Below are 26,060 nucleotides of genomic sequence, written 5' to 3' on the forward strand. Positions count from 1 at the left end.
AGGGTTTAGTTGGTGCCGATCAGGACGAGATTGCCATTGCCCGTCTGGACCAGCACACCTTGGGAAGTCGTCTGCGGCGGCGAAACGATGGCACCGCCGCCCACGGACAGGCGCGCCATCAGGCTGCCGTCGCTGCGCGACAGGAAATGCACATAGCCATCCAGGTCGCCGACCGCGAGCGCGCCGCCCAGCAGGGCCGGAACGGTGAGCTGGCGGTTCTTCAGCGCAGCCTGCTTCCAGACGTTGCCGCCGTTGTCCAGCGCGAAGGCGTTGACCACGCTGTTCTGGTCGGCCGAGTAGGCAAAGCGCTGGTCCAGGGTCATGCCGCTGACGCTGGAGAAGTCCTTGGCCCAGATCGGACGGCCGCCGGCCGTGACGTCAAAGCACACGATACGCCCTTGATAGGCCACTGCGCAAAGCAGGTTGCCGGCGATGCGGGGCGCGCCGACCACGTCGGTCAGGCGTTCCAGGTCGCTGGCGCCGCGCGGGGTGGCGACGGTGCCTTCCCATTGCACGTTGCCGCTGTCGGAGGCGATGGCCATCATCTTGCCGCCGGGCAGGCCGGTGATGACGAGGCCTTCGGCCAGCACCATCTGCGCGGCGCTGCGCAGGGCCAGCGCCGGGCCGGGACGCTGCACGCTCCAGAGGCGCTCGCCGCTGTTGGCGTCGAAGGCCTGGACGCGGTAGTCGCCGCTGCGGACCACGACGATGCCATAGCCCACCACCGGCGGGATGTTGACGTCGCTGGTGGCGCGCACCTTCCATTTGACCTTGCCGCTGTCGTCGAAGGCGACCACGTCGCCGTCGGGCGAGGCCACGGCCGTGGTGGTGCCGTCGCTGCCGGCGCCCGCGGTCAGCTTCACGCCGGCCTGCGACTTCCAGATGGGACGGCCGCTTTGCAGGTCGAACTTGCCGACCGAGCCATCGGGCGTGGCGGCGTAGATGGCGTTTTCCAGCACGGTGGGCGCGAAGCCCAGGCCGGAACCGCTGCCGATCGAGGTCGACCAGACCTGGCGCACCGACATGCCGGCCTTGTATTCGGTCAGGGGAGCGGGGTCGTAACGGCCGTCATCATGGGAAAACAGGCCGCAACCGCCCAGGGCGAGCACGCCCGTCAGGCAAACCGCGCCACGCCACGTCCGGCCAAAGGCAAATTTACGCATTACAGTCACGCTCCGCTCAGGGCATCCAGTTTCAGTTGCACAACCTGGGTCAGCGGATTCGCCGTGCCCAGGCCATCAATGGCGCTTTGCCATGCGGCACGCGCGTCCTCGCGCTTGCCTTGCGCCGCGAGGATATCGCCACGGCGGTCGGCGAACAAGGCGGCGAACGCGGCCGGGGCGTTGTTCAGCTGGCCCAGCGCGGCATCGTATTGCTTCTGGTCCAGCAGCAGACCCGCCAGGCGCAGCCGGGCGACGGCCTGCATGGACGGGTTCTTGGTCTGGCCGGCCAGCCATTCGAGCTGCTGGCGGGCGCCGTCGACGTCCTTCTGGGCCTGCAGCGCCTGGGCCGCCACCAGCGCGCCACGGGTGGCGTAGCCGGTCGAGCCGTATTGGTCGCGCAGGGTCGCCGCGGCGGCCTTGATGCGCACCGAGGAATCGGCGCCGCCCAAGCGGGCCGCGTCTTCGAGCGCTTCGAAATAACCCATGGCCTGGTTGGCCTTGTGCGATTGGTAGGCCTTCGAGCCCCACCAGCCGCCCCAGGCCACCGCCACGGCGGCCACCAGCGACAGCACCAGCGTGCCGTAGCGAGCCCACCACGCCTTGATCGCGTCGAGTTTTTCCTGTTCTTCCAGATCGTATGCCATGCCCTAACCCTTGAGATTCTTCAGTACGTCGGCCAAGCCCGCCAACGGGACTTGCTGCTGCGCGCCATCGCCTTGGGCGTCGGTGCGCAGGAATTTGATGCTGGCGGTCTGCGAAGCCACTTCATCGGCGCCAAGGATAACCGCAACACGGGCGCCGCTGGCGTCGGCGCGCTTGAATTGGGACTTGAAGCTGGCGGCGCCGGCGTGCACCACCACCGACAGGCCGGCGTCGCGCAGGTCTTCGCCGACCCGGGCGGCCAGGCGCTGCGCGTCTTCGCCCTGGTGCACGACATAGACGTCGCACTCGGCCGGGGCTTCGACCTGCACGCTCTGTTCCCACAGGTCCAGCAGGCGCTCCATGCCGATGGCGAAGCCGACGGCCGGCGCGGCCTTGCCGCCCAGCAGTTCGATCAGGCCGTCGTAGCGGCCGCCGCCGCACACCGTGCCCTGGGAACCCAGGCGGTCGGTGATCCATTCGAAGACGGTCAGGTTGTAGTAGTCGAGCCCGCGCACCAGGCGCGGGTTGAGGCGATATTCGATGCCGGCGTCGGTCAGGCGCTGGCACACGCCGTCGAAGTGGGCGCGCGATTCCTCGCCCAGGAAGTCGAACAGGCGCGGGGCGCTGTCGGCCATTTCCTGCATGGCGGGGTTCTTGGTGTCCAGCACGCGCAGCGGGTTGGTGTAGAGGCGGCGCTTGCCGTCCTCGTCCAGGATGTCGCTGTGCTTTTCCAGGTGCGCGATCAGCGCGGCGCGATGCGCGGCGCGCTCGGCCGGCTGGCCCAGCGAGTTCAGTTCGAGGCGCACGTCGGTCAGGCCCAGCAGCTTCCACAGGCGGGCCAGCATGACGATCAGTTCGGCGTCCACGTCGGGACCGGCGAAGCCCAGGGCCTCGACGTCGATCTGGTGGAACTGGCGGTAGCGGCCGCGCTGCGGGCGCTCGTGGCGGAACACCGGGCCGATCGAGTAGACGCGCTGCGGGCGGTCGTACAGCAGATTGTGCTCGATCGAGGCGCGCACGATGCCGGCGGTCATCTCGGGCCGCATGGTCAGCGATTCGCCGTTGAGCGCATCGGTGAACGTGTACATCTCTTTTTCGACGATGTCGGTCACTTCGCCGATGCCGCGCGTGAACAGGCGCGTATGCTCAAGCACGGGCGTACGCACGTTGCGATAGCCGTAGCCGCGCAGCCAGCCGCGCACGATTTCCTCGAATTGCTCCCAGCGGGCGCTGGGCCCTGGCAGCAGGTCATTCATGCCGCGGATGGCGGCGACTTTCTGGAAAGCTTGAGTCATCTTGATCATGCCGCCCCGCGCGCTGGCAGCGCGCCTCGCGGCCACACCCTTTCTTTAATGAGAGGCGAGCGCGCCATAGCGGCGCGCCACGTAGTCTTCAACGATGGCCTGGAATTCTTCGGCGATATGGTCGCCCTTCAGGGTGACCGTGCGCTCGCCGTCGACGAACACCGGCGCGGCCGGCACCTCGCCGGTGCCCGGCAGGCTGATGCCGATGTCCGCGTGGCGGCTTTCGCCAGGCCCGTTGACCACACAGCCCATGACCGCGACGTTCATGCTTTCGACGCCGGGGTATTGGGCGCGCCACACCGGCATCTGCCGGCGCAGGTAGGACTGGATGCTATCGGCCAGTTCCTGGAAGAACGTGCTGCTGGTGCGGCCGCAACCGGGGCAGGCCACCACCATGGGCGTGAACGCGCGAAGGCCCATGGTCTGCAGGATTTCCTGCGCCACCACGGCTTCGCGGCCGCGGTCGCCGCCGGGTTCCGGCGTCAGCGAAATGCGGATGGTGTCGCCGATGCCCTGCTGCAGCAGCACGGCCAGCGCGGCGGTCGAGGCGACGATGCCCTTGCTGCCCATGCCGGCCTCGGTCAGGCCCAGGTGCAGCGGATAGTCGCAACGCGCCGACAGGTCGCGGTAGACCGTGATCAGGTCCTGCACGTGGCTGACCTTGCACGACAGGATGATGGCGTCGCGGCGCAGGCCGAGTTCCTCGGCGCGCTGGGCGTTGCTGATGGCGGACACCACCAGCGCGTCGCGCATCACCGCCTGCGCTTCCCAGGGCTGGGCGCGGCGGCTGTTCTCGTCCATCTTGCGCGCCATCAGTTCGTGATCCAGGCTGCCCCAGTTCACGCCGATGCGCACCGGCTTGTCGTAACGGCAAGCCACCTCGATCATCTGGGCGAAGTTGTCGTCACGACGCTTGCCGCCGCCCATGTTGCCGGGATTGATGCGGTACTTGGACAGCGCCTGGGCGCAGTCCGGGAATTGCGTCAGCAGCTTGTGGCCGTTGTAGTGGAAGTCGCCCACCAGCGGCACGTCCACGCCCATGCGGTCGAGCTGCTCGCGGATCGCCATGACTTCCTTGGCCGCCTCGGGCGTATTGACGGTGATGCGCACCATCTCGGAACCGGCCAGCGCCAGTTCCTTGACCTGGATCGCCGTGGCGATGGCGTCGGCGGTATCGGTGTTGGTCATGGACTGGACCACCACCGGCGCGTCGCCGCCGATCATGACCGTGCGGTCGCCCCACTTCACCGCCACCGAACGCGTGACGCGGCGGGAAGCCGCGCCCACTGAGGGCGGCGGCGCATCCTGGCAAGGCAGAGAGGAATCTTGCATCGGCTAAACCGGTATTTACTTGGACAGCTTGGGGAGCCAGTCGAACGCCAGCCACTGCTGCGGCAGCCAGCCCTGCCAGAAGGCGTAGGCGACGCCGGCGGCCAGCACCAGCACGATGGCGACCAGCCAGCCCCAGGAGGTCGAGGACCCGCGATCGTCGTCCGCGCTCGACTGGGGAATGGAATGCGCCGAATGCAGCGCGCCCGGGCTCAGCTTGACCGGGCCGGTGACACGGGCCTTGGGATCGAGCGAGTCGACGATGGCCTGGGAATCGGCGCCCAGCATGCGGGCGTAGTTGCGGATCAGGCCGCGCAGCGAGACGCCGGTGGGCAGCTCGGCCCACTGTTCGTTCTCGAGGGCCTCGATCTGCTTGGCCGAAAACTTGATGCGGCTGGACACTTCATCGAGCGACCAGCCCTTGGACTGGCGCAGCGTGCGCAGCGCCGAGCCCACTTTGCCCGAGCCCCCTGCGCCCGCGGGCGTTTCTGAAACTGCAGAAGCGATATCCTGCGTCATGCATGCACCTGTCTAATTGGTATGGTCTGGCGCTGCGCGGCGTTCCGTTCGGTGATCCGGGTACGGTCGCGCACTTCTCCGGCCAGTTGACCACAAGCGGCATCGATATCGTCCCCCCGGGTCTTGCGGACCGTCGTGATGATGCCGGCGTCCATCAGACGCTGGGCGAACACCTTGACGCGGGCCGTCGGCGAACGCTTCAGGCCGGACGCGGGGAAGGGATTGAACGGGATCAGATTGAGCTTGCAGCGGATCTGGCGTGCGATGTTTATCAGTTCCTTGGCGTGCTGGTCGGTATCGTTGATGCCGTCCAGCATGCAGTATTCAAACGTGATGAAGTCGCGCGGGGCGAAAGCCAGGTAGCGTTCGCACGCGGCCAGCAACTCCTTCAACGGGTATTTCTTGTTCAGCGGCACCAGCTCGTCGCGCAGCGCGTCGTTGGGCGCATGCAGCGACACGGCCAGTGCCACCGGACAGTCCTGCGACAGGCGGTCCATCATGGGCACCACGCCCGAGGTCGACACCGTGACGCGGCGGCGCGACAGGCCGTAGGCGTTGTCGTCGAGCATCAGGCGCAGGGCCGGCAGCACCTGGTCGTAGTTGAGCAGGGGCTCGCCCATGCCCATCATGACCACGTTGCTGATGACGCGGGTATCCTCGGTGGCGCGGGCGCTTTCCAGGCGCGCGGTGCCGATGTCGGCTTCCAGCACGCGCTTGGCCCACCACAGCTGGCCGATGATCTCGCTGGTCTTGAGGTTGCGGTTGAACCCCTGGTGCCCGGTCGAGCAGAAACGGCAGTTCACCACGCAGCCGGCCTGGCTGGAGATGCACAACGTGCCGCGGTCGTCTTCGGGGATGAAGACGGTTTCGATGGCGTTGCCCTGCCCCACGTCGAACAGCCACTTGCGGGTGCCGTCCGACGAGCGTTGCTGGGTGTTGACCGCCAGCGCCTCGATGACGCAACGCGACGCCAGCTGGCCGCGGAAATCGCGGGCCAGGTCGGTCATGGCGTCGAACGAATCGGCGCCGCGCTGGTGCATCCAGCGCTGCAGCTGACGGGCGCGAAACGGCTTGCCGCCCCACTGCCCGACGAGTTCGGACAGGGCGGAGCCATCCAGCCCCAACAGGTTGATTCGTTCGACGGTTTCCATGACCTGGGTATTGCTATGACGCTAAAACGATTTCCGGAAAATCAACGGCTGTGGATGTTGATTTCGGGGAAGAAGAAAGCCACTTCGACGGCGGCCGTTTCCGGCGCGTCCGAGCCGTGCACGGCGTTGGCGTCGATGCTGTCGGCGAAGTCGGCGCGGATGGTGCCCGGGGCGGCCTTCTTGGGGTCGGTGGCGCCCATCAGGTCGCGGTTCTTCAGGATGGCGTCTTCGCCTTCCAGCACTTGCACGAACACGGGACCGGAGATCATGAAGTCAACCAGGTCCTTGAAGAAGGGGCGTTCCTTGTGCACGGCGTAGAAACGCTCGGCGTCGGCGCGCGACAGCTGGGCCAGGCGGGCGGCGATGACCTTCAGGCCGGCTTGTTCGAAACGGCCGACGATCTGGCCGATGACGTTCTTGGCGACGGCGTCGGGCTTGATGATCGAGAGGGTACGTTGGATGGACATGAGAACTCCAAAAACTGATTGCTGACTGGTTTCTATGGTTGCCTGGCGTGGCCTGCGCTTGTCGGTGTCACCCTTCAAGCGGCATCGCGCCATGGGCGCGCAAGCGGCTCGGAACAGCTGCGTTGACAGCGCGTTCCGGGCCGTCCCGGCCGCCTGTGCCAAGGCGGGGATTCGACACTGTCCACCCTTCGGAGTTGTCCCGGGGTTGCCCCCGGGTTGTCCCATCTCGAGTGCTTCGCTCGGTTCATTGTGCTGAAATTCGCAGCGTTTTTTCAATGAACTTTTGGCGAAACCTCAATGAATTCAGGGACTTCTAAAAGGTTTACAGTAACCCGGTATTCTAACACGCCGATACGACCGCATTACATCTTAAAATGAGCGGTTTGCTTGCCCGTTTCCATCGACCGGGCGCCCTGTCTGCCGGAACCCTGTAATGACTCAAGCTGCTCCCCCGAACGCCGCGCCCGCCGCGACCGACTCCCCGGAACTCTCCAAGAGTTTCGAACCCGCCGAACTCGAATCCCGCTGGTACGCCGAGTGGGACAAGCGCGGCTACTTCGCCGCGGGGTCGCACGTAAAAACGGGGACGCAAAGCAAGCCTGCCGCCGAGCCTTACGTCATCCAGTTCCCGCCGCCCAACGTGACAGGCACGCTGCACATGGGCCACGCGTTCAACCAGACCATCATGGATGGCCTGATCCGCTACCACCGCATGCTGGGCGACGACACCGTCTTCATTCCGGGGACGGACCACGCCGGCATCGCCACGCAGATCGTGGTTGAAAGACAGCTCGACGCCCAGAAGGTTTCGCGCCACGACCTCGGCCGCGAGAAATTCGTCGAAAAAGTGTGGGAATGGAAGGAAAAGTCGGGCAGCGCCATCACCGGCCAGGTGCGCCGGCTGGGCGCCTCGGCCGACTGGCCGCGCGAGTACTTCACCATGGACGACCGCATGTCGCGCGGCGTGGTGGAGACCTTCGTGCGCCTGCATAAACAGGGCCTGATCTACCGCGGCAAGCGCCTGGTCAACTGGGACCCCAAGCTGCTGACGGCCGTGTCCGACCTGGAAGTGCAGTCGGAAGAGACCGACGGCCACATGTGGCACATCCTCTACCCCTTCGTCGACGGTCCGCAGACCATCGTCGACAAGGACGGCCAGACGGTCACGCTGCGCGGCATGACCATCGCCACCACCCGTCCCGAGACCATGCTGGCCGACGGCGCGCTGTGCGTGCACCCCGAAGACCCGCGCTACAAGCACCTGGTCGGCAAGCAGGTCGAGCTGCCGCTGTGCGACCGCAACATCCCCATCATCGCGGATGACTTCGTCGATCCCGACTTCGGCACCGGTTGCGTCAAGATCACCGGCGCGCACGATTTCAACGACTACGCCTGCGCGATGCGCCACGACCTGCCGCTGATCGTGATCTTCACGCTCGACGCGCACATCAACGAGAACGGTCCCAAGCAGTTCCAGGGCATGGAGCGCTACGAGGCCCGCAAGGCCGTGGTCGCCCAGCTGGAAGCCGAGGGCTACCTGGTCAAGGTCGAGCCGCACAAGATGATGCAGCCCAAGGGCGACCGCACCGGCGTCGTGCTCGAGCCCATGCTGACCGACCAGTGGTTCGTCGCCATGAGCAAGCCGGCCCCCGAGGGCACGCTCAACCCGGGCAAGAGCATCACCGAAGTGGCGCTGGAAGTGGTGGCCGACGGCCGCATCCAGTTCTACCCGGACAACTGGACCACCATCTACAACCAGTGGCTCAACAACATCCAGGACTGGTGTATTTCGCGCCAGCTGTGGTGGGGCCACCAGATTCCCGCCTGGTACGCGGAAGACGGCCAGGTGTTCGTCGCCCACGACGAAGCCGAAGCGATCCAGCAGGCCCGCGCCGCCGGCATCAGCGGCGAGCTCAAGCGCGATCCGGACGTGCTGGACACGTGGTTCTCGTCGGGCCTGGTGCCCTTCACCACGCTCGGCTGGCCCGACCAGACGTCCGACCTGCAGCGCTACCTGCCGTCCAGCGTGCTGGTCACCGGCTTCGACATCATCTTCTTCTGGGTCGCGCGCATGGTCATGCTGACCACGCACCTGACCGGCCAGATCCCGTTCAAGCACGTCTACGTGCACGGCCTGATCCGCGACGCCGACGGCCAGAAGATGAGCAAGTCCAAGGGCAACACGCTCGACCCGGTCGACCTGATCGACGGCATCGACCTGGACGGCCTGGTGGCCAAGCGCACCTACGGCCTGATGAATCCCAAGCAGGCCGGCGCCATCGAAAAGGCGACGCGCCGCCAGTACCCGGATGGCATCCCCGCCTTCGGCACCGACGCGCTGCGCTTCACCATGGCCGCCTACGCGACCCTGGGCCGCAACATCAACTTCGACCTGAAGCGCTGCGAGGGCTACCGCAACTTCTGCAACAAGCTCTGGAACGCCACCCGTTTCGTGCTGATGAACACCGAAGGCCACGACCTGACCGGTTCGGACGCGGGCGAAACCTCGTTCGTCGACCGCTGGATCGTCAGCCAGCTGCAGGCGCTGGAAGCCGAGGTGGCGCGCGGCTTTGCCGACTACCGCTTCGACAACGTCGCCAACGCACTGTACCGCTACGTCTGGGATGAATACTGCGACTGGTACCTGGAACTGGCCAAGGTGCAGATCCAGACCGGCACGCCGGCCCGGCAGCTGGGCACGCGCCGCACGCTGATCCGCGTGCTGGAAGGCGTGCTGCGCCTGGCGCACCCGATCATTCCGTTCATCACGGAAGAACTGTGGCAGAAGGTCTCGGTGGTGGCCGGCAAGCGCCAGGAAGGCGTGGCCGACAGCGTCAGCGTGCAACCGTTCCCGCAGGCCAACCCGGCCGCCGTGGACACCGCCGCCGAAGCCGACGTGGCCGAGCTGAAGGCCCAGATCGAGGCCGTGCGCGCGCTGCGCGGCGAGATGAGCCTGTCGCCGGCCCAGAAGGTGCCGCTGTGCGCCCAGGGCGACGCGCCCACGCTGACGCGCAACGCCCCCTACCTGGCCGCGCTGGCCAAGCTCAGCCAGGTCGACGTGCTGGACGCCCTGCCCGACGCGGGCGCGCCGGTGCAGGTGGTCGGCGCCAGCCGCCTGATGCTGCACGTCGAGGTCGACGTGGCCGCCGAGCGCGTGCGCCTGGACAAGGAAATCGCGCGCCTGGAAGGCGAGATCGCCAAGGCCAACGGCAAGCTGTCCAACGCCAGCTTCGTCGAACGCGCCCCGGCCGCCGTGGTCGAGCAGGAAAAGGCCCGCGTCGCGCAATTCGGCGAGACGCTGCAGAAGGTGCGCGAACAGCGCGGCAAGCTGGGCAATTGATCGCCTGACACGCCGCATGCGAAAAGCCCCGGACAAGTCCGGGGCTTTTTTTTCACATGTGTCTTGCCGCTGCGCATCACGCCGGCGGGCGCCGCGCCAGCCTACACGCCGCCGTCCGTCATGCGGTACCACGTGACCACCGCGTTGACGTACAGGCGCCGCAACCCATAGAGCGGGAACGGCGTCACCGGCGACAAGGGCACCGGCAGCGCCTTGGCATCGCCGCTGACGAGGTACTGCGCCATGGCGCGCCCCATGCTGGTCTGCAGGCCCACGCCGCGCCCCTGGCAGCCGATATCCACCAGCAGGCCGGGCTGCGGCTCGTGCAGGTGCGGCAGGTAGTCGCGGGTGATGGCCACGCGGCCGCACCAGCGGTATTCGAACGGCGTGCCGGCCACCTGCGGGAACATCTTCACCATCACCCGTTCCAGGTGGGCCCAGTCCTGCGGCCCCTTGGGCTCGCGGAACGGCCCGCGCCCGCCCATCAGCAGGCGGCCCTGGTGGTCCAGCCGGAAATAGAGCAGCAGGTTGCGGGTGTCGGAGGTGACCTGCCCTTCCGGGAAGATGCCCGCGCGCAGGCGCTCCGGCAGCGGCGTGGTGGCGACCTGGAAGGTGTTGGCGTCGATGATCGAGGTCTTCAGGCCTGGCAGCAGGTCGGCGCCGTAGGCATTGGTGCACATCACCACGCGGTCGGCCGTCACGCTGGCGCCGCCCGCGGTGGTGGCGATCCACTTGCCGCCGTCGCGCTTGAGCCCGGTGACGGGCGTATCGGTGTGGATCACCGCGCCCGCGTTCAAGGCGGCGCGCGCCAGGCCGCGCGCGTAGCTCAGCGGCTGCACCGCGCCCGCGCGCCGGTCGATCCAGCCGCCCAGGTAGCGATCGGTGCCGATCAGGCGCGCCACCTGCGCCTTGTCCAGCGGCTGCGCGTCGGCGCCATGGCGCGCCCACTGCGCCGCGCGGGCGTGCGCCAGCTGCAGCGCCGCGGGATTGTGGGCGCCCTGGATCCAGCCGCTGCGCACGTGCGGCACATCCATTGCGTGCCGCTCGATCAGGTTGAACACCGAATCGGCGGTGGCGCCGGCAAAGCGCACCAGGCGCTCACCGCGCTCGCCGCCGAACATCGAGACCAGCGCATCGGGATCGTATTTGAGGCCCGGGATGACCTGGCCGCCGTTGCGGCCCGAACCGCCAAAGCCGATCTCGCGCGCCTCCAGCAGCACCACGCGCACGCCCTGCTCGGCCAGGTGCAGCGCGGTGCTCAGGCCGGCATAGCCGCCGCCCACCACCAGCACGTCGGCCTGCGCGGACTGCGCCAGCGGCTGCGTGTCCGGCGGCGGCGCCGCGGTGGCGGCCCAGAGCGACGGGGAAAGCGGAAACGGCGTCTGCGACATGATGGTTCCTCACATGGGATGCAGCACGCGGCGCAGGAAATCCTGCGTGCGCGGGTGCTGCGGCTGATTCAGCACTTCACGGGCGGCGCCCTGCTCGACCATCACGCCGCCGTCAAAGAACATGACGCGATCCGCGACCTCGCGCGCGAAGCTCATCTCGTGCGTCACGACGACCATGGTCATGCCGGCCTCGGCCAGCTTGCGCATCACCCCCAGCACGTCGCCCACCAGTTCAGGGTCGAGCGCCGAGGTCGGTTCGTCGAACAGGATCGCCTTGGGCTGCATCGCCAGCGCCCGCGCGATCGCCACGCGCTGCTGCTGGCCGCCGGACAGTTGCGGCGGATGGGCGTCGGCCTTGTCGGCCAGGCCGACGCTGGCCAGCAGTTCACGGCCTCGTTCGAGCGCCTGCGCGCGCGGCTCGCCCTTCACGTAGATCGGCCCTTCCACCACGTTTTCCAGCGCGGTGCGGTGCGGGAACAGGTTGAAGCGCTGGAACACCATCGCCACCTGCGTGCGGATGGAGACGATGGACGACGCGTCGCAATCGACCAGTTCGCCATCGACGGTGATGCGGCCGGCGTTGTAGCGCTCCAGCCCGTTGATGCAGCGCAGGATGGTGGACTTGCCCGAGCCGGACGGCCCGATCACGCACACCACCTCGCCCTTGCTGACCTCGGCGTCGATGCCCTTGAGCACCTCCAGCGACCCGAAGCTCTTGCGCACGCCCTTGAGTTCGATCATTTGGCGGCACTCCTCTTTTCCAGATGCCGCACCAGCAAGATCAGCGGCACGCACATCACCAGGTACATCAGCGCCACCAGCGAGAATACGGTGGCGTTCTTGAACGTCGACACGGCGATCAGCTTGCCCTGCAGGGCAAGCTCGGCCACCGTGATGGTGGACGCCTGCGACGAGTCCTTGAGCATCATGATCATGATGTTGCCGTAGGGCGGCAGCACGATCTTGACGGCCTGCGGCAGCACCACGCGGCGCATGGTCATGCTCCAGCTCATGCCCATCGCCATGGCCGCCTCGATCTGGCCGCGGTCGATGGCCTCGATGCCGGCGCGGAAGTTCTCGGCCTGGTAGGCCGAATAGGCGATGCCCAGGCCGATGATGGCCGCCTGCACCGCCGTCAACGCGATGCCCATGTCCGGCATCACGAAGTAGATGTAGAACAGCAGCACGATGATCGGGATGCCGCGCAGCAGGTTGATCACGCCCGCGCTGAACTTGGACAGGTATTTGTTGCCGGAGACCCGCATCAGCGCCCACACCAGCCCCAACAACGTGGACAGGACCAGCGACCCGAGCGTCACCAGGATGGTGAGCTTGGCCCCCTGCAACAGGATCGGCAGGTACTCCGCCGCGTCTTTGAAGAATTCCGTCATGACTCGATTCACCCCTACTGGGCCGCATCCGGGAAGCCGGGTCGCGGCCGGTCCGCGCGCCAGGGCGCGCAGTCCGGGCGGACGCCTGTCACGGCGCCGCGCCCGCCATCAAACGGGCGTCAGCCGCCCAGCCCCCACTTCTTCAGGATCTGGTCGATGGCGCCATCGGCCTTCAGCTTGGCCAGCGCCTTGTTGATGCGTTCGAGCAAGGCGGTGTCGTCCTTGCGCGTGGCCAGGCCCAGGCTGCCCATGACGGTGGGCTGGTAGGACTGCGCCATCTTCAGGTTGGGATAGTTGCCCTGGGTCAGGATGTACGCGGCGATCGGGTAGTCCATGAAGCCGCCCTGGATGCGGCCGGCGTTGGCGTCGCGCATCATGTCGGGCGGATTGTCGTAGAGCTTTACTTCCTTGAACACGCCGCTCTTCTGGATCGGTTCGACGAAGGCGGTGCCGACCTGCACGCCGACCGTCATGCCCTTCATGTCGGCGAAGGACTTGTATTCCTTGTTGTCGCTCTTGAGCACCATCAGGCCTTCGCCGTAGCGATAGACCGGCTCCGAGAAACTCACCACCTGCTGGCGTTGCGGCGTGATGAACATGGCCGCCGAAACGATATCGATGCGCTTGGAGGTCAGCGAACCGATCAGCGCGGAAAACGCCATGGGCTCGATCTGCACCTCGAAACCGGCCTCCTTGCCGACCGCTTTCACGATGTCGACCATCACCCCCTCGATGGAATTGGTCTTGGTGTCGAGAAAGGTGAACGGACTGCCGGTGGGCGTGGACCCCACCTTCAGCACCGTCTGGGCCTGCGCGGCCGTGGCCGTGGACAATGCTGCGAATACAGAGACAACCAGAGTCTTGAATTTCATGACATTTCCTCATCTAGGCAAAGAGTTCCGGAGCGTGCCCGGAAGGCGGATGATCCCCAGTGTCATCGCGCCGATTCACTGCCCGCGCGCTCAAGGCGGCGGTTGCGTCACATCCCCCGCGGCTTGATTGATATTCGAGATGGCCCAGATGACCTCGGTCGCCTGGGAGCCGGGATTGCGCCAACGCCGCGGCGTGCTGCTGGCGTAGCAGAAGCTGTCGCCTTCCTTGAGCAGCACGACGCGGTCGCCCACCCAGAGTTCGAGCGTGCCCTTGAGCACCACGCCGATCTGCTCGCCCTGCCCGGTCACGAACAGCTCGTTGCCGGTCGAACCGCCGGGCTCGATGGTGGCGCGGCACAGGTCCATGCTGCGGCACGCGGGCGGCGTGTACATCTCCTTGACGATGCCCTTCTCGCGCAGGTCGATGTAGCGATGCGTGCCGGCGCGGGCGACGCGGCCGCCGTCCTCGCCTTCGGTGTGTTCGGCGTTGCGCAGCAAGGCGTTGACCGACACCCCGAACTCGCGCGCCAGCTGGTGCAGCGTCTTGACCGACGCCGAGCTCAGGCCGCGCTCGATCTGGCTGAGCAGGCCCACCGACATGGCGCAGGCCTGCGCCACGTCCGCCAGCGAGCGGCCGTGCTGCTTGCGCAATTGGCGCAGCTGCTGGCCCAGCCACATGTCGACGGCGGATTCGGGACGGCCCGCCGCCAGCGCTGGCCTGGACAGCGCGTCGGCATCACGCGGCACGGGAGAGGATCGGCTCATATGAAAATTTCATTTTGATGTAATTTTCAATACTAAGGAGCGAGGCGAGCCGCTACAACCTAGGAGCATCCCTAGGCCGATCAGGTCTTGGAAAAAGGGAAAAGGCTTGCGAATGAACCCCGCGCGATGAACGGCGGTACGCGGGCTGGCGCCGCGGGAACGAGGGCAAGTGGAACGAGGACAACCGGAGGCCGGGGGCATCGACATGAAACCGGGATGCACGCATCCCGGCGCGGACCTCGGAAAAAGGCGCCTCGGCAAAAAAAATCGAGAGAGATGCGCCAGTCACGAAACCGACGCAAGCGCGTCCTGACGCAAGGCCAGGGGATGTGCCGGCCGGCTCAGGAAGCCTTGGGTTTGGATCCGCGGCGGCGCTTGGCGGGCAGCGGCGGCAACGGCTCGCCGGCCAGTTCGGCCAGGAAGCGTTCGTCGGCCAGCGACAGCCACCCCTGGGCGCGGGCCGACTCGATCAGCTCGGGGCGACGCGCAACGGTCAGCGCCAGCGAGCGTTCACGGCGCCAGCGCGAGATGTTGGCGTGATGGCCGCTGAGCAGCGGCGCCGGCACCGGCGCGCCCTCATAGACCTCGGGGCGCGTGTAATGCGGGCTGTCCAGCAGGCCGGACAGCGTGTCGTTGAAGGAGTCCTGCAACGCGGAGTCGCCGTCGTTCAGCACGCCCGGCAACAGGCGCACCGCGGCGTCGATCACGGCGAGCGCCGCGATCTCGCCGCCAGACAACACGAAGTCGCCCAGCGAGATTTCGTGCGTGACGCAGCGTTCGATGAAGCGCTGGTCGACGCCTTCGTAGCGACCGCAGATGAGAATCAGGCCGTCGCTGGCAGCCAGCGCCTCGGCGCCGGCCTGGTCGTAACGCTTGCCCACGGGCGCGAGCAGCGCCACCGGGGCCGGCCGCAGGCCTTGGGCCGCGCGCGCCGCCTGGGCGGCGTTGACGGCGGCTTCCAGCGGAGCCGCCATCATCACCATGCCGGGGCCGCCGCCATAAGGGCGGTCGTCCACGGTACGGTGAGGATCACTGGTGAAATCACGCGGATTCCAGACATGCAGGGCCCACCGGCCCTGGGCATGGGCCCGGCCGGTGACGCCCAGGTCGCGCACCACCCCGAACATTTCGGGAAAGAGCGTCACGACATCAATGCGCATCAGAGATCCGCGGGCCAGTCGCTATCGATGCGGCGCGCGGCCAGATCGACGGCTTGGATGTGCGCGCGCACGAACGGAACGAGCATTTCGGCGGGCTTTCCCTTGGCGTTCAGGATAGGTTCGGGGCCGTCGGCTCCGACCTTCTGGCACAAGACTTTCAAGACGGCATGAGCGCCGTTATCCAGGACCTCGTCCACCACGCCTATGAGCGCGGCGTCGCCATTCGCCGTGGTGTACAGCGAGCAGCCAATGAGATCGACCCAGTAGTATTCGTCTTCTTCGGGCGCGGGGAAGGAACCCCGCGGCGCCTGCACGGAAAAACCGCGCAGCGCTTCGGCCTTGTCACGGTCGGCAATGCCAGCCAGCTGGGCCACCACGGTGGCGCCCTGCGAACGGACTTGCACGACCTTGTATGCGACAGGCGCAGACGCGACAGCGCCCCGCGCCAATTCAGGCACAGGGCGAGTCAACCACCATTGAGAAGCTGAGAGCAGCACTTCGGCATTGGCCGAATGCGGCTGCACCTTGACCCAGCCTTTCACACCGTAGGCCGCACTGATGCGACCCAGCTCGATCAAGTCCGCAGGCGCCGCGTTGGAATGTGCGGCATCAGACATGTGTCGGGCTATCGGTTTCGTACAGCGTAGCTAGAAACTAGCAGGGTTCAGGCGTGCGACGCGGGCATTAAGCCGCGGCGGAAACCTTGGCCGAGTAGTCCTTGACCAGACGCTCGACGGCCGGCGACAGCTGGGCGCCGTTGCTGGTCCAGTGTTGCACGCGATCCAGCGCGATACGCAGGTTTTCCGTGCCTTCGTTGCCGACGGGGTTGTAGAAACCCACGCGCTCGATGAAACGGCCGTCGCGACGGTTACGCGAATCGGTGGCCACCAGGTTGTAGAACGGACGCTTCTTGGACCCACCGCGGGCCAGGCGAATCACCACCATAGGTAATCCCTTGAATTAGTTGTGAAAAACGGGAAATTCTAGCACTTAAACAAGCCGGCTGGCAAATGCCCGTGCTGAATATCGAAAGAGGCGGCGCGATTTATACGCGAAAACACCACATATGCGCCACATATGCGCTACATGGGGGTATTCTACAAAATCCGGGCCGGAGCCCGCCGCAGGCAGAGTGTAGCCCGTCACGGGCCGCCGTGCCGCGCCGGGGTGCACGAAAATCGCCCGGCGGCGTTTCCATCCGCGACGCGCCGCCCGACCGGCGCCCTTTGCAAGTGCGTGTGAAGCATGTCCCCGATTGGAGAGATCGGAATGTCATCCTGCGCCACATCCGCAAGCCCGCTCCCCCCTGCCGCGCCAGAACGGCGCCGCGCCTCCCTGCCCTTGCACACCCCGCGCCCGCGCAAACGTCCCCGGTTTCGCAGCGACTGATCGCGCCCCATTTCTCCCCCGCGTTTTCCCCCAACTTCCTCTACCGGAGGGTGCTACACCATGAAGAACCGTAAAACTGTCTTCACCCCTGTCGCGCGCCTGGCGGCAACAGGTCTGCTGGCGGGCATGCTGTCGCTGCCGATGGCGGCCCAGGCCCGGGTGGTCGGCGCCGCGCTGACCACCGCCACCGGCAAGGTCACCGCGGTGGATCCCGCCACCCGCACCATCACCCTGCAGGGCGCCAATGGCAATGTGGTAGATGTCCAGGCCGGGCCGAACGTACGTAATTTCAACCAGATCAAGCCGGGCGATTCGCTGTCGCTGGACTATTACGAGTCGGTCGCCATCGACGTGCGTCCGGCCGGCTCCGGCGCCCCCGAGGTCGTCACCCAGACCGCCGGCACGCGCAGCGCCAAGGGGGCCAAGCCCGGCGGCGCCATGGGCCGGCAGACCACCATCACCGCCGAGATCTGGCACATCAACAAGAGCGCCAACCTGGTCACGCTGAAGGGACCGCAAGGCGGCCTGCGCACGATCCAGGTGCAGGACCCCGCCCTGCAGGCGCGCCTGGCGCAACTGAAGGAAGGCGACCTGGTGGACTTCACCATCACGCAGGCGGTCGCGGCGGCGATCCACAAGTGAGGCGCTGCGCCGGAAAACAAAAAGGCCAGCCCGGGGAGGCTGGCCTTTTTCATGGCGCGTGGAGGTCAGCGGCGGCGCAGGAAATGCACGCCGCGGCCGTCGGCCTCGTGTTGCGCGACCAGCACGTTGCCGGTCTGGCGGGCGAACGCCTGGAAGTCGCGGATGGCGTTGCGGTCGGTGGTCAGGACGCGCAGCACCTGGCCGCTTTCCATCTGCGCCAGGGCCTTCTTGGCGCGCAGGATCGGCAACGGGCAGGTCAGGCCGCTGGCGTCGACGTCCTGGTCGAAGGACGGCGCCGGCACGGCCGGCGCGGTGTCCAGATCAGAGGCGCTCATCGACCCACTTCTGCACGCTGGCGATCGCGGCGGGCAATGCCGCCAGATCGGTGCCGCCACCCATGGCCATGTCCGGACGGCCGCCGCCCTTGCCGCCCACCTGGCTGGCGACGAAGCCCACCAGGTCGCCGGCCTTGATGCGGTTGGTCAGGTCGGCCGTGACGCCGCCGACGACGCTGATCTTGCCATCGGCGGAGCCGGTGGCCAGCAGCACCACGGCGGGCTTGAGGCGGTCCTTCAGGTTGTCGACCATGCCGCGCAGGGCCTTGGGATCGACGTCGCCGATGCTGGCGGCCAGCAGCTTGATGCCCTTGACCTCGACGGCCGCGGAGCTGGCCAGGTCGTTGCCGGCGCTGGCGGCGAGCTTGCTGCGCGATTGCTCCAGGTCTTTCTCGAGCTGCTTGACCTGGTCCTGCACCTGCGAGATGCGGGTCGGCAGGTCGGCGGGCGTGCTGCGCAGCATGCCGGCCACCTGGGCCAGCAGGGCGCTCTGGTTCTGCACCCAGGCCAGGGCGTTGTCGCCCGTGATGGCCTCGATACGGCGCACGCCGGCGGCCACGCCGCCTTCGGACACGATCTTGAACAGGCCGATGTCGCCGGTGCGGCCGACGTGGGTGCCGCCGCACAGTTCGCGCGAGAAACCGATATCGAGCACGCGCACGGTGTCGCCGTACTTTTCGCCGAACAGCGCCATGGCGCCACCCTTGACGGCGTCGTCGTAGGCCATGACCTGGGCCACGGTGGGCTGGTTGGCGAGGATTTCGGCGTTGACGATGGCCTCGACGCGCGCGATCTGCTCGGCGGTCAGGGGCGCGTCCTGCGCGAAGTCGAAACGGGTCTTGTCGGGGTCGACCAGCGAGCCGCGCTGTTGCACGTGCGCGCCCAGCACCTGGCGCAGGGCCTTGTGCATCAGGTGGGTGGCCGAGTGGTTGCGCACGGTGCGGGCGCGGCGCACCGCGTCCACGCGCGCCAGCAGCGTGTCGCCCACGGCCAGCTTGCCCTCTTCGAGCGTGCCGTGATGGCCGAACACGCCGGACTGGATCTTGAGCGTATCGCCCACGGCGAAGCGCACGCCGGCGGCTTCGAGCAGGCCGGTGTCACCGACCTGGCCGCCGGACTCGGCGTAGAACGGGGTGGCGTCCAGCACCACCACGGCGCTCTGGCCGGCCTGGACCTGCTGCACCTGGGTGCCGTCGACGTACAAGGCCGTGACCTTGACGTTGTCGAGCTCGAGCTTTTCGTAGCCTTCGAAACGCGTTTCCGCGCCTTCGTAGCTCAGGCCCTCGGCCATCTTGAACTTGCCGGCGGCGCGCGCCTGGTCGCGCTGGCGCTCCATGGCGACTTCGAAGCCGGCCATGTCGACGTCGACCTCGCGCTCGCGGCAGATGTCGGCGGTCAGGTCGACCGGGAAACCATAGGTGTCGTACAGCGTGAACAGCGTGGTGCCGTCCAGCTGGCCGCCCTTGGGCACATTGGCCAGCGCGCCGTCGAGGATGCGCATGCCGTGTTCGAGCGTTTCGCCGAAGCGTTCTTCTTCCTGCTTGAGCACCTGCGCCACGCGCTCGGCGGTGGCGGCCAGCTCGGGATAGGCTTCGCCCATCTCGGCGACCAGGTCGGGCACCAGGCGGTGGAAGAACGGCTTGGTCTGGCCCAGCTTGTAGCCGTGGCGCAGCGCGCGGCGGACGATGCGGCGCAGCACGTAGCCGCGGCCTTCGTTGCTGGGAATGACGCCGTCGACGATCAGGAACGAGCAGGCGCGGATGTGGTCGGCGATGACCTTGAGCGAATTGTTTTCCAGGTCCTTGATGCCGGTCTCGCGCGCGGCGGCGGCGATCAGGTGCTGGAACAGGTCGATCTCGTAGTTGGAGTGGACGTGCTGCAGCACGGCCGCGATGCGCTCCAGGCCCATGCCGGTATCGACACAGGGGCGCGGCAGGCGCGGCATGTTGCCGGCGGCGTCACGCTCGAACTGCATGAACACCAGGTTCCAGATCTCGATGTAGCGGTCGCCGTCTTCCTCGGGCGATCCCGGGGGGCCGCCCCAGATCTCGGGACCGTGGTCGTAGAAGATTTCCGAGCACGGACCGCAGGGGCCGGTGTCGGCCATCTGCCAGAAGTTGTCCGACGCGTAGCGGGCGCCCTTGTTGTCGCCGATGCGGATGATGCGCTCGGCCGGCACGCCGACTTCCTTGGCCCAGATGTCATAGGCCTCGTCGTCTTCCTGGTAGACGGTGACCCAGAGCTTGTCGGCGGGCAGCTTGTAGACCTGCGTCAGCAGTTCCCAGGCGTACTGGATGGCGTCGCGCTTGAAGTAGTCGCCGAAGCTGAAATTGCCCAGCATTTCGAAGAACGTATGGTGGCGGGCGGTGTAGCCCACGTTCTCCAGGTCGTTGTGCTTGCCGCCGGCGCGCACGCTGCGCTGAGACGACGTGGCACGCGTGTACGACCGCGATTCCTTGCCCGTGAAGACGTCCTTGAACTGGACCATGCCCGAATTGGTGAAAAGCAGGGTCGGATCGTTGCCCGGCACGAGCGACGACGAAGGGACGATGGTGTGTCCCTTGGACTTGAAGAATTGCAGGAACTGCTGGCGAATCTCGGAGGATTTCATCGTGGATGAAGCAGAATTTAGGCGAATCTTTGATTATAGAGGGTTGTCGGCGCCTTGCATCGTCGGGGCCGACCCGCAGGCGGCGCGGCCGCCCTCGGATGGGCCCGGCGCGCCCGCGCCGACAGCCGGCCGCCCCGGAACACCAGGCCGTCCCAGCGGCCGGCCAGCACCACGTAGGGATCGCGACGCGCGTAAGGCAGGACCCGCTCGCCGGCGGAATCGACGCCGAAAATGGCCGGCACCGCCTGGTCCGGCGCGAATTGCAGCCAGGTTTCGCGGCCGTCGTCGAACACCTGCAACGGCGCCACCGCCGGATCGCCGGACAGCCGCCAACCGAAATCGTACGGCCGCGACGCGGCCCCGGCCGCCCGCCAGGACGCGCCGCTCGCCGGCCGCCCGGCCGGCCACGCCGCGCATCCGGCCAGGCTCGCCAGCCCCGCCGCCAGGAAGAATCTTCGTACCATCCACGCCACCTTCGGAAAGACGGCGGCCCGAAAGCGGGCCGCACCGCCATCATGGTGCCGGCGCCCCCGCCATCTTCACAGACCGGCATATACGCAGGGAGCAATCCATCCCGCCCCCCCGCCGGCGCCACGCAACCTCGCCGGCATCCCGCCCCGCCGGCCGCGGGCATGAAAAAAGCCCGGTTCGGAAACCGGGCTTTCGGGTGGCCGGGCGGCGCCGTGGCGCCAGCCCGACGGACCTGCGATCAACGCTGCGTAGCGATGGCGCGGGCCTGGTTGGCGGCGTTGTTCAGGGCCGACACCGGCGGCGTCTTGCCTTCCAGCGCGTCGTTGAGCTGCTGGTTGAAGATGGGCTCGATGCGGTCGTAGTTGGCCATGCGGAAGCCGCGGCTGTTGGCGACCGGGCGGGCGCTCATCGAGGCCACCACGGCCTGGGCGCCGGGGATGCTCTTGTAGAACGACACGTCCGAGGCGCGGAACGCGGCTTCGGTCAGCGGCAGGTAGCCGGTGCGCTGGTGCCATTCCGCCGCGATGACGGGCTTGGACAGCCAGGCCAGGAACTGCGCCGTGGCCTTTTCCTCGTCCTTCGGACGGCCATCCAGCGCCCACAGGGCCGAGCCGCTCACGAACGGCTGGCCGCCGGTCTGGGTGGCCTGGTCGTAGTAAGGCAGCGGCGCCACGCCGAACGCCAGCGACTTGGTGTTCAGGAACTGGCCGAACGAGCCCGAGTTGCCGGTCAGCACCGCGCACTCGCCCTTGGCGAACAGCTTGTCGGCGCTGTTGTCGGCGGTGTGCGCCATGAACAGCAGCGAACGCTTCCAGCTGACCATCAGCGAGATGTGGCGCATGTAGAGCGTGTCGAACTGCATCGCCGGCGCCGCGCTCTTCTTGGTAACCGCGTCCAGGCCGTTGTTGTTGCTGGTGTACTGCTGGTTGTTCACCGGCGCCAGGTTTTCCAGGTGGACCGAGACCTGGTCGCTGGAGGCATAGGGACAGTCGAGGTCGGCCACGTCGCGCAGCTTGAGCAGCTCGGCCTGCAGGCCGGTCCAGGTGCGGGCGGGCTTGTTGGGATCGAGGCCGGCCTTCTTGTAGGCGGCGGTGTTGTAGAACATCACCGGCACTTCGGCCATCCACGGGAAGGCCAGCAAGCGGCCCTTGCCGTCGCGGATGAAGCTGCTGGTGGCCGGCACGAACCAGTTCAGGTCCTTGATCGGATACTTGGCCAGCAATTCGTACATCGGCAGGATGGCCTTGTGTTCGGCCACGACTTCCGGCGAATGGTTGTCGTTCAGTTGCACCAGGTTGGGGGCCTTCTTGGCCTTGACCGCGGCGGTGGCTTCCTGCTGCAGTTGGGCCTGCGAGGCGAAGGCGCGCAGGGTCACTTTGACCTGGTCCTGCTCCTTGTTGTACTGCTTGGCCAGCTTCTCGAATTCGGCCTTGTTGGCGTCCGGCAGCGTGTGCCAGACCTGGATTTCGACGGGAGCGGCATGGACCGCGCCCGCGACCGCCATGGCGGCGCCAAAGACCCATGTGCGCCGGCTGGCGAACATCGCGCGGGCAATGCCCGCCAATTGCAATTTCTTCATAGGTTCATAGACCAAGAAAAGGGAATTCCGGTTCTGGACGACGTCCGCTCAGCAGGTCGGCCAGCGCCCGGCCCGAGCCGACGCCCATCGTCCAGCCGAGAGTACCGTGTCCGGTATTGATATACAAATTGGGAATGTGGCTGCGGCCGATGATGGGCACGTTCGAGGGAGTGGACGGGCGCAGGCCCGACCAATAGCTGACGCGCTCGAAGTCGAGCGCATCGGGAAAGAGTTCGCGGGCCAGCCGTGTCATGGCTTCGCAGCGGCCGGTATTCAGGCCGCGCGAATAGCCGGACAGCTCGGCCGTGCCGGCCATGCGCAGGCGGTCGCCCAGGCGCGAGAACACCACCTTGTGGCTGCTGTCCGTCAGGCTGACCGTGGGCGCGCCGCCGGGGTTCAGCACCGGGAAGGTGGCCGAATAGCCCTTGGCCGGGTAGACGTTGCACGGGATGCCGAGCGGACGCAGCAGCGACGGGCTGAAACTGCCCATGGCCACCACGTAGGCGTCGGCCGCCAGGGTGCCGTAGCGGCCATCGGGCTCGATCAGTTCGACGCCATTGACCGCGCCGGCCTGGGTGATGAGCCGGGTGACGCGGGTGCTGTAGCGGAATTCGACGCCGGCGCGCGCGCAGCGTTCGGCCAGCGCGACCGTGAACAGGTGCACGTCGCCGCTTTCGTCCTCGGGGGTGTAGTCGCCGCCGACGATGGTGTTGCGATGCGGCGCCAGGGCCGGCTCGATGGCGATGACCTCGTCCGTCGAGACGACGCGGCGCTCGACGCCGAAATCGCGCATCAGGCCGGCGGCGCGCTGCGAGTTCTCGAATTCGTGCTGGTCACGGTAGAAATTCAGGATGCCGCGCTCGAGATGGTCGTATTCGATGCCGAGTTCGGCGCGCATGCCGCGCAGCGTGGCGCGGCTGTATTCGGCCATGCGGACCATGGCGCGGATGTTCGGCGCCAGGCGGCCCGGCAGGCATTCGCGCAGGAAGGCCAGGCCCCACATCCACTGGCGCCAGTCCAGCTGCGGGCGGAACAGCAGCGGCGCGTTGTCCTGGAACATCCACTTGAGCAGTTTCAGGGGCGCCTGCGGGTTGGCCCACGGCTCGGCGTAGGAAACGGAGATCTGCGCGCCGTTGGCCAGGCTGGTTTCCTGGGCGGGTCCGGTGCAGCGGTCGATGACCACGACGTCATGGCCCGCCTGGCTGAGCCACCAGGCGCTGGAGATTCCGATGATGCCGCTACCCAATACCGCTACTTTCATGCCCGCATTGCTCCCTGCTGGCCCACTGAGCCCGCGGACACGATGCCCGCGTCCCGTGGCAAGCCGCTGCCAAGATGACACCGCAGTTTACCCCGGCGCCCCGCCCCCGCCTACGGCCGATTCCATCAAAAAAAGGGAAGGAACCCGCCGTGGCCGGATTCCTTCCCTTTCGGGTCATGCGCCGCCCTGCTGGATTCAGGTCGCGGCCTTCGCCAGGTCGGCCTCGGAGGTGAAGGCGTCGGCGTAGAACTCCTCCGGCGGCAGGCCGCACTGGGCGCTGAATTCGCGCCGCGCGGCGTCGACCATGGGCGGCGCGCCGCAGGCGTAGACCTGGTGGCCCGACATGTCGGGGATGTCCTGCAGCACGGCCTCGTGGACGAAGCCGTCGCGGCCGTTCCAGCCGTCTTCCTCGAGCGCGTTCGACACCACCGGCACGTAGCGGAAGTCCGGCAGGTCGCGGGCCCACGACTGCGCCAGTTCGTCCATGTACAGGTCGCGCGGGCGGCGGCCGCCCCAGTACAGCGACACCGGACGGCGGATGTTCTTGTGGATCATGTGCTCGACGATGGCCTTGACCGGCGCGAAGCCGGTGCCGCTGGCCAGCAGGACGACCGGCTTGTCGCTGTCTTCACGCAGGAAGAACGACCCGAACGGGCCTTCCAGGCGCAGGATCTCGCGCTCTTTCATCTGGGTGTCGCCGGCGCCGAACACGTGGTCGGTGAAGACCCCGCCCGGCATGTGGCGGATGTGCAGTTCCAGCGGGCTGCCGGTGTGCGGCGCGCCGGCCATCGAATAGCTGCGGCGGCGGCCGTCCTTGAGGATGACCTCGATGTACTGGCCGGCGTAGTAGCGGAATTGCTCCGAGGCGGGCAATTGCAGCTTGAGCACGGTCACGTCCGGCGCCGCGCGCTCCATGGTCTGCACGCGCGAAGGCAGCTTGCGGATCTGGATGTCGCTGGCCAGGCGCACTTCGGTGGACTCGACCACCAGGTCGGACGCGGGCCGGGCCTGACAGAACAGGGTGTAGCCGTCGGCCAGTTCCTCGGGCGACAGGATCTGCGCGGGGTACTGGCCGGCGTCGAACTCCCCGGACACCACTTTGCCCTTGCAGGTGGAGCAGGCGCCGTTGCGGCAGCTGTAGGGCAGCACGATGCCCGCGGCCAGGGCGCCGTCGAGCACGGTCTGGCCGGGCTCGACCGGGAATTGATGCTTGCTGGGTTGAATGATGACCTGGAAGCTCATGATGAAACGGATCAGGGTTGACGGCGCGCCACGCGACGCGCCGCCCGGCCCGGCCTCAGGCCGGGAACTTGCGGATTTCCTTGACGCGGTTGGCGTCGTCCACCAGCACGACCTGCGGCTTGTGGGTGGCGGATTGCTCTTCCGACATCGGACCGTAGGTGCAGATGATCATCAGGTCGCCGACCTGCGCCCGGCGCGCGGCCGCGCCATTGAGCGAGATGATGCCGCTGCCGCGGGCCGCCTTGATGATGTAGGTATCGAAGCGTTCGCCATTGTTGATGTTGTAGAGCTCGATGCGTTCGAACTCGCGCATGCCGGCAGCGTCCAGCAGGTCTTCGTCGATGCCGCAAGAACCCTCGTAGTGGAGGTCGGCTTCGGTGACCGTGACGCGGTGCAGCTTTGCCCGCAGCATGATGCGTTGCATGATGGGAATATCCTGGTTTCGCGTGCCGGAACGCGAAGTGATGCGATAAATGTGAAAACACCCGCGGATGGCGCGCACCTGCGGGCATGCAGCCCGACGACACCCGGTTTTGCCGTCGGAAGCCGGTATTCTATAATTTTTGCCGCGACGGGACGGCCCGTTGCTGCGTCCGCCGCCCCATGGCGGCATTTGCCATCGGCAACGGCGGCATTGGCCATTGCCGGCAACGCATCAATCCGGGGACGACCCCTCTCAAGTAGGAGTCGTCATGACCTGGATCATCCTTGTACTGGCAGGCCTGTTCGAAATCGTCTGGGCCGTCGGCCTCAAATACACCCATGGCTTCACGCGCCTGATGCCGTCCCTGGTGACGGTGGGCGGCATGCTCATCAGCTTCTGGCTGCTGGCGCTGGCGATGAAGACACTGCCGCTGGGCACCGCTTACGCGGTGTGGGTCGGCATCGGCACCGTCGGCGCCTTCGTGGCCGGCATCATTCTGTTCCAGGAATCCCTCAGCTGGCTGCGTATCGCCAGCGTCGCGCTGATCGTGCTGGGCCTGATCGGCCTGAAGCTGACGTCGGCCTGAGCGCTGTCAGCCTGACCCCCACCGCC

At 67.0% G+C, this 26,060-nt stretch carries 25 protein-coding genes; 3 read left to right on the forward strand and 22 right to left on the reverse strand.

What is annotated here, in order from left to right:
- Positions 1-5: 5 nt before the first annotated feature.
- The 7 genes from bamB to ndk are packed head-to-tail and all read right to left on the reverse strand — an operon-like array spanning position 6 to position 6,575.
- Positions 6-1,163, reverse strand: coding sequence for an outer membrane protein assembly factor BamB (gene bamB / locus I6I07_RS28835; protein ID WP_198484675.1), 1,158 nt, complete (start codon positions 1,161-1,163; stop codon positions 6-8).
- A gap of 5 nt (positions 1,164-1,168) precedes the next feature.
- A complete protein-coding gene (locus I6I07_RS28840) occupies positions 1,169-1,807 on the reverse strand; it encodes a YfgM family protein (RefSeq protein WP_006393977.1) in 639 nt (212 codons plus the stop codon).
- 3 nt (positions 1,808-1,810) lie between these two features.
- Positions 1,811-3,100 carry a histidine--tRNA ligase gene (hisS, locus tag I6I07_RS28845; protein ID WP_198484676.1) on the reverse strand — a complete coding sequence of 430 codons (1,290 nt, stop codon included), beginning with the start codon at positions 3,098-3,100 and terminating at the stop codon, positions 1,811-1,813.
- A 54-nt stretch (positions 3,101-3,154) separates the two neighbouring features.
- On the reverse strand, positions 3,155-4,441 hold the full coding sequence (gene ispG / locus I6I07_RS28850) for a flavodoxin-dependent (E)-4-hydroxy-3-methylbut-2-enyl-diphosphate synthase (RefSeq protein ID WP_116521389.1): 1,287 nt from the start codon (positions 4,439-4,441) through the stop codon (positions 3,155-3,157).
- Between the two features lie 15 nt (positions 4,442-4,456).
- Positions 4,457-4,957: a helix-turn-helix domain-containing protein gene (locus tag I6I07_RS28855; protein ID WP_198484677.1), complete on the reverse strand. Its 501-nt coding sequence runs from the start codon at positions 4,955-4,957 to the stop codon at positions 4,457-4,459.
- Complete coding sequence (gene rlmN, locus I6I07_RS28860) at positions 4,954-6,108, reverse strand: 23S rRNA (adenine(2503)-C(2))-methyltransferase RlmN (protein ID WP_198484678.1); 1,155 nt, start codon at positions 6,106-6,108, stop codon at positions 4,954-4,956. Before rlmN ends, I6I07_RS28855 begins: the two co-directional genes overlap by 4 nt.
- A gap of 41 nt (positions 6,109-6,149) precedes the next feature.
- Positions 6,150-6,575 (reverse strand): nucleoside-diphosphate kinase, encoded by a 426-nt coding sequence (ndk, locus tag I6I07_RS28865; protein WP_006393972.1) that lies wholly within the window; start codon positions 6,573-6,575, stop codon positions 6,150-6,152.
- 433 nt (positions 6,576-7,008) lie between these two features.
- Between ndk and I6I07_RS28870 the strand changes: the two genes are divergently transcribed.
- On the forward strand, positions 7,009-9,915 hold the full coding sequence (locus I6I07_RS28870; RefSeq protein WP_198484679.1) for a valine--tRNA ligase: 2,907 nt from the start codon (positions 7,009-7,011) through the stop codon (positions 9,913-9,915).
- Positions 9,916-10,016: 101 nt separating this feature from the next.
- Here I6I07_RS28870 and I6I07_RS28875 read toward each other — a convergent pair whose 3' ends face one another.
- The 8 genes from I6I07_RS28875 to rpsP all read right to left on the reverse strand — a co-directional run bounded on the left by I6I07_RS28875 (position 10,017) and on the right by rpsP (position 16,439).
- Positions 10,017-11,306: an NAD(P)/FAD-dependent oxidoreductase gene (locus I6I07_RS28875; protein ID WP_198484680.1), complete on the reverse strand. Its 1,290-nt coding sequence runs from the start codon at positions 11,304-11,306 to the stop codon at positions 10,017-10,019.
- A 9-nt stretch (positions 11,307-11,315) separates the two neighbouring features.
- A complete protein-coding gene (locus I6I07_RS28880; protein ID WP_198484681.1) occupies positions 11,316-12,047 on the reverse strand; it encodes an amino acid ABC transporter ATP-binding protein in 732 nt (243 codons plus the stop codon).
- Positions 12,044-12,697: an amino acid ABC transporter permease gene (locus I6I07_RS28885; protein WP_006393967.1), complete on the reverse strand. Its 654-nt coding sequence runs from the start codon at positions 12,695-12,697 to the stop codon at positions 12,044-12,046. Before I6I07_RS28885 ends, I6I07_RS28880 begins: the two co-directional genes overlap by 4 nt.
- A 119-nt stretch (positions 12,698-12,816) precedes the next feature.
- Positions 12,817-13,569, reverse strand: coding sequence for an ABC transporter substrate-binding protein (locus I6I07_RS28890; RefSeq protein ID WP_024068344.1), 753 nt, complete (start codon positions 13,567-13,569; stop codon positions 12,817-12,819).
- Between the two features lie 90 nt (positions 13,570-13,659).
- Positions 13,660-14,334, reverse strand: a complete 675-nt coding sequence (locus tag I6I07_RS28895; RefSeq protein ID WP_198484682.1) for a helix-turn-helix domain-containing protein — start codon at positions 14,332-14,334, stop codon at positions 13,660-13,662.
- 341 nt (positions 14,335-14,675) lie between these two features.
- Positions 14,676-15,494 (reverse strand): tRNA (guanosine(37)-N1)-methyltransferase TrmD, encoded by an 819-nt coding sequence (gene trmD, locus I6I07_RS28900; protein WP_198484683.1) that lies wholly within the window; start codon positions 15,492-15,494, stop codon positions 14,676-14,678.
- Positions 15,494-16,111 carry a ribosome maturation factor RimM gene (rimM, locus tag I6I07_RS28905; RefSeq protein ID WP_035360160.1) on the reverse strand — a complete coding sequence of 206 codons (618 nt, stop codon included), beginning with the start codon at positions 16,109-16,111 and terminating at the stop codon, positions 15,494-15,496. The genes trmD and rimM overlap by 1 nt, the downstream gene beginning before the upstream one ends.
- A gap of 67 nt (positions 16,112-16,178) precedes the next feature.
- Entirely contained in the window at positions 16,179-16,439 is a 261-nt protein-coding gene (rpsP, locus tag I6I07_RS28910; protein WP_006393962.1) for a 30S ribosomal protein S16, read from the reverse strand.
- Positions 16,440-16,943: 504 nt separating this feature from the next.
- Between rpsP and I6I07_RS28915 the strand changes: the two genes are divergently transcribed.
- On the forward strand, positions 16,944-17,525 hold the full coding sequence (locus tag I6I07_RS28915; RefSeq protein ID WP_198484684.1) for a hypothetical protein: 582 nt from the start codon (positions 16,944-16,946) through the stop codon (positions 17,523-17,525).
- Positions 17,526-17,590: 65 nt separating this feature from the next.
- Here the strand turns inward: I6I07_RS28915 and I6I07_RS28920 are convergent, their stop codons facing one another.
- The 7 genes from I6I07_RS28920 to panD all read right to left on the reverse strand — a co-directional run bounded on the left by I6I07_RS28920 (position 17,591) and on the right by panD (position 25,448).
- The gene (locus I6I07_RS28920) at positions 17,591-17,860 is read right to left on the reverse strand and encodes a sulfurtransferase TusA family protein (RefSeq protein WP_006393960.1); all 270 of its coding nucleotides are present in this window, start codon (positions 17,858-17,860) and stop codon (positions 17,591-17,593) included.
- Positions 17,847-20,471: an alanine--tRNA ligase gene (gene alaS / locus I6I07_RS28925; protein WP_198484685.1), complete on the reverse strand. Its 2,625-nt coding sequence runs from the start codon at positions 20,469-20,471 to the stop codon at positions 17,847-17,849. Before alaS ends, I6I07_RS28920 begins: the two co-directional genes overlap by 14 nt.
- 17 nt (positions 20,472-20,488) lie before the next feature.
- Positions 20,489-20,935: a TrbG/VirB9 family P-type conjugative transfer protein gene (locus I6I07_RS28930; protein WP_198484686.1), complete on the reverse strand. Its 447-nt coding sequence runs from the start codon at positions 20,933-20,935 to the stop codon at positions 20,489-20,491.
- Positions 20,936-21,180: 245 nt separating this feature from the next.
- Positions 21,181-22,521 (reverse strand): extracellular solute-binding protein, encoded by a 1,341-nt coding sequence (locus I6I07_RS28935; protein ID WP_198484687.1) that lies wholly within the window; start codon positions 22,519-22,521, stop codon positions 21,181-21,183.
- Positions 22,522-22,525: 4 nt separating this feature from the next.
- Positions 22,526-23,782, reverse strand: a complete 1,257-nt coding sequence (locus tag I6I07_RS28940) for a D-amino acid dehydrogenase (protein ID WP_198484688.1) — start codon at positions 23,780-23,782, stop codon at positions 22,526-22,528.
- Positions 23,783-23,977: 195 nt separating this feature from the next.
- Positions 23,978-25,024, reverse strand: a complete 1,047-nt coding sequence (locus I6I07_RS28945) for a CDP-6-deoxy-delta-3,4-glucoseen reductase (protein WP_198484689.1) — start codon at positions 25,022-25,024, stop codon at positions 23,978-23,980.
- A gap of 55 nt (positions 25,025-25,079) precedes the next feature.
- Positions 25,080-25,448, reverse strand: a complete 369-nt coding sequence (gene panD, locus I6I07_RS28950; RefSeq protein WP_006393954.1) for an aspartate 1-decarboxylase — start codon at positions 25,446-25,448, stop codon at positions 25,080-25,082.
- 268 nt (positions 25,449-25,716) lie between these two features.
- Between panD and sugE the strand changes: the two genes are divergently transcribed.
- The gene (gene sugE, locus I6I07_RS28955; protein WP_198484690.1) at positions 25,717-26,034 is read left to right on the forward strand and encodes a quaternary ammonium compound efflux SMR transporter SugE; all 318 of its coding nucleotides are present in this window, start codon (positions 25,717-25,719) and stop codon (positions 26,032-26,034) included.
- Positions 26,035-26,060: the final 26 nt, after the last annotated feature.

Origin of the sequence: Achromobacter deleyi (genome assembly GCF_016127315.1) — a bacterium.
Lineage (GTDB): Bacteria > Pseudomonadota > Gammaproteobacteria > Burkholderiales > Burkholderiaceae_B > Achromobacter > Achromobacter insuavis_A.

Coding starts and splice junctions, on each gene's coding strand:
- I6I07_RS28920 (WP_006393960.1), bottom strand. CDS start 17,860: ATGAGCGCCTCTGATCTGGACACCGCGCCGGCCGTGCCGGCGCCGTCC.
- I6I07_RS28855 (WP_198484677.1), bottom strand. CDS start 4,957: ATGACGCAGGATATCGCTTCTGCAGTTTCAGAAACGCCCGCGGGCGCA.
- I6I07_RS28890 (WP_024068344.1), bottom strand. CDS start 13,569: ATGAAATTCAAGACTCTGGTTGTCTCTGTATTCGCAGCATTGTCCACG.
- I6I07_RS28930 (WP_198484686.1), bottom strand. CDS start 20,935: ATGGTACGAAGATTCTTCCTGGCGGCGGGGCTGGCGAGCCTGGCCGGA.
- sugE (WP_198484690.1), top strand. CDS start 25,717: ATGACCTGGATCATCCTTGTACTGGCAGGCCTGTTCGAAATCGTCTGG.
- I6I07_RS28940 (WP_198484688.1), bottom strand. CDS start 23,782: ATGAAAGTAGCGGTATTGGGTAGCGGCATCATCGGAATCTCCAGCGCC.
- I6I07_RS28885 (WP_006393967.1), bottom strand. CDS start 12,697: ATGACGGAATTCTTCAAAGACGCGGCGGAGTACCTGCCGATCCTGTTG.
- alaS (WP_198484685.1), bottom strand. CDS start 20,471: ATGAAATCCTCCGAGATTCGCCAGCAGTTCCTGCAATTCTTCAAGTCC.
- I6I07_RS28840 (WP_006393977.1), bottom strand. CDS start 1,807: ATGGCATACGATCTGGAAGAACAGGAAAAACTCGACGCGATCAAGGCG.
- rpsP (WP_006393962.1), bottom strand. CDS start 16,439: ATGGTGGTGATTCGCCTGGCCCGCGGTGGGTCCAAGAAGCGTCCGTTC.
- bamB (WP_198484675.1), bottom strand. CDS start 1,163: ATGCGTAAATTTGCCTTTGGCCGGACGTGGCGTGGCGCGGTTTGCCTG.
- I6I07_RS28870 (WP_198484679.1), top strand. CDS start 7,009: ATGACTCAAGCTGCTCCCCCGAACGCCGCGCCCGCCGCGACCGACTCC.
- I6I07_RS28880 (WP_198484681.1), bottom strand. CDS start 12,047: ATGATCGAACTCAAGGGCGTGCGCAAGAGCTTCGGGTCGCTGGAGGTG.
- hisS (WP_198484676.1), bottom strand. CDS start 3,100: ATGACTCAAGCTTTCCAGAAAGTCGCCGCCATCCGCGGCATGAATGAC.
- rlmN (WP_198484678.1), bottom strand. CDS start 6,108: ATGGAAACCGTCGAACGAATCAACCTGTTGGGGCTGGATGGCTCCGCC.
- I6I07_RS28935 (WP_198484687.1), bottom strand. CDS start 22,521: ATGAAGAAATTGCAATTGGCGGGCATTGCCCGCGCGATGTTCGCCAGC.
- rimM (WP_035360160.1), bottom strand. CDS start 16,111: ATGTCTGATGCCGCACATTCCAACGCGGCGCCTGCGGACTTGATCGAG.
- I6I07_RS28875 (WP_198484680.1), bottom strand. CDS start 11,306: ATGTCGCAGACGCCGTTTCCGCTTTCCCCGTCGCTCTGGGCCGCCACC.
- I6I07_RS28915 (WP_198484684.1), top strand. CDS start 16,944: ATGAAGAACCGTAAAACTGTCTTCACCCCTGTCGCGCGCCTGGCGGCA.
- I6I07_RS28945 (WP_198484689.1), bottom strand. CDS start 25,024: ATGAGCTTCCAGGTCATCATTCAACCCAGCAAGCATCAATTCCCGGTC.
- trmD (WP_198484683.1), bottom strand. CDS start 15,494: ATGCGCATTGATGTCGTGACGCTCTTTCCCGAAATGTTCGGGGTGGTG.
- ndk (WP_006393972.1), bottom strand. CDS start 6,575: ATGTCCATCCAACGTACCCTCTCGATCATCAAGCCCGACGCCGTCGCC.
- I6I07_RS28895 (WP_198484682.1), bottom strand. CDS start 14,334: ATGAGCCGATCCTCTCCCGTGCCGCGTGATGCCGACGCGCTGTCCAGG.
- panD (WP_006393954.1), bottom strand. CDS start 25,448: ATGCAACGCATCATGCTGCGGGCAAAGCTGCACCGCGTCACGGTCACC.
- ispG (WP_116521389.1), bottom strand. CDS start 4,441: ATGCAAGATTCCTCTCTGCCTTGCCAGGATGCGCCGCCGCCCTCAGTG.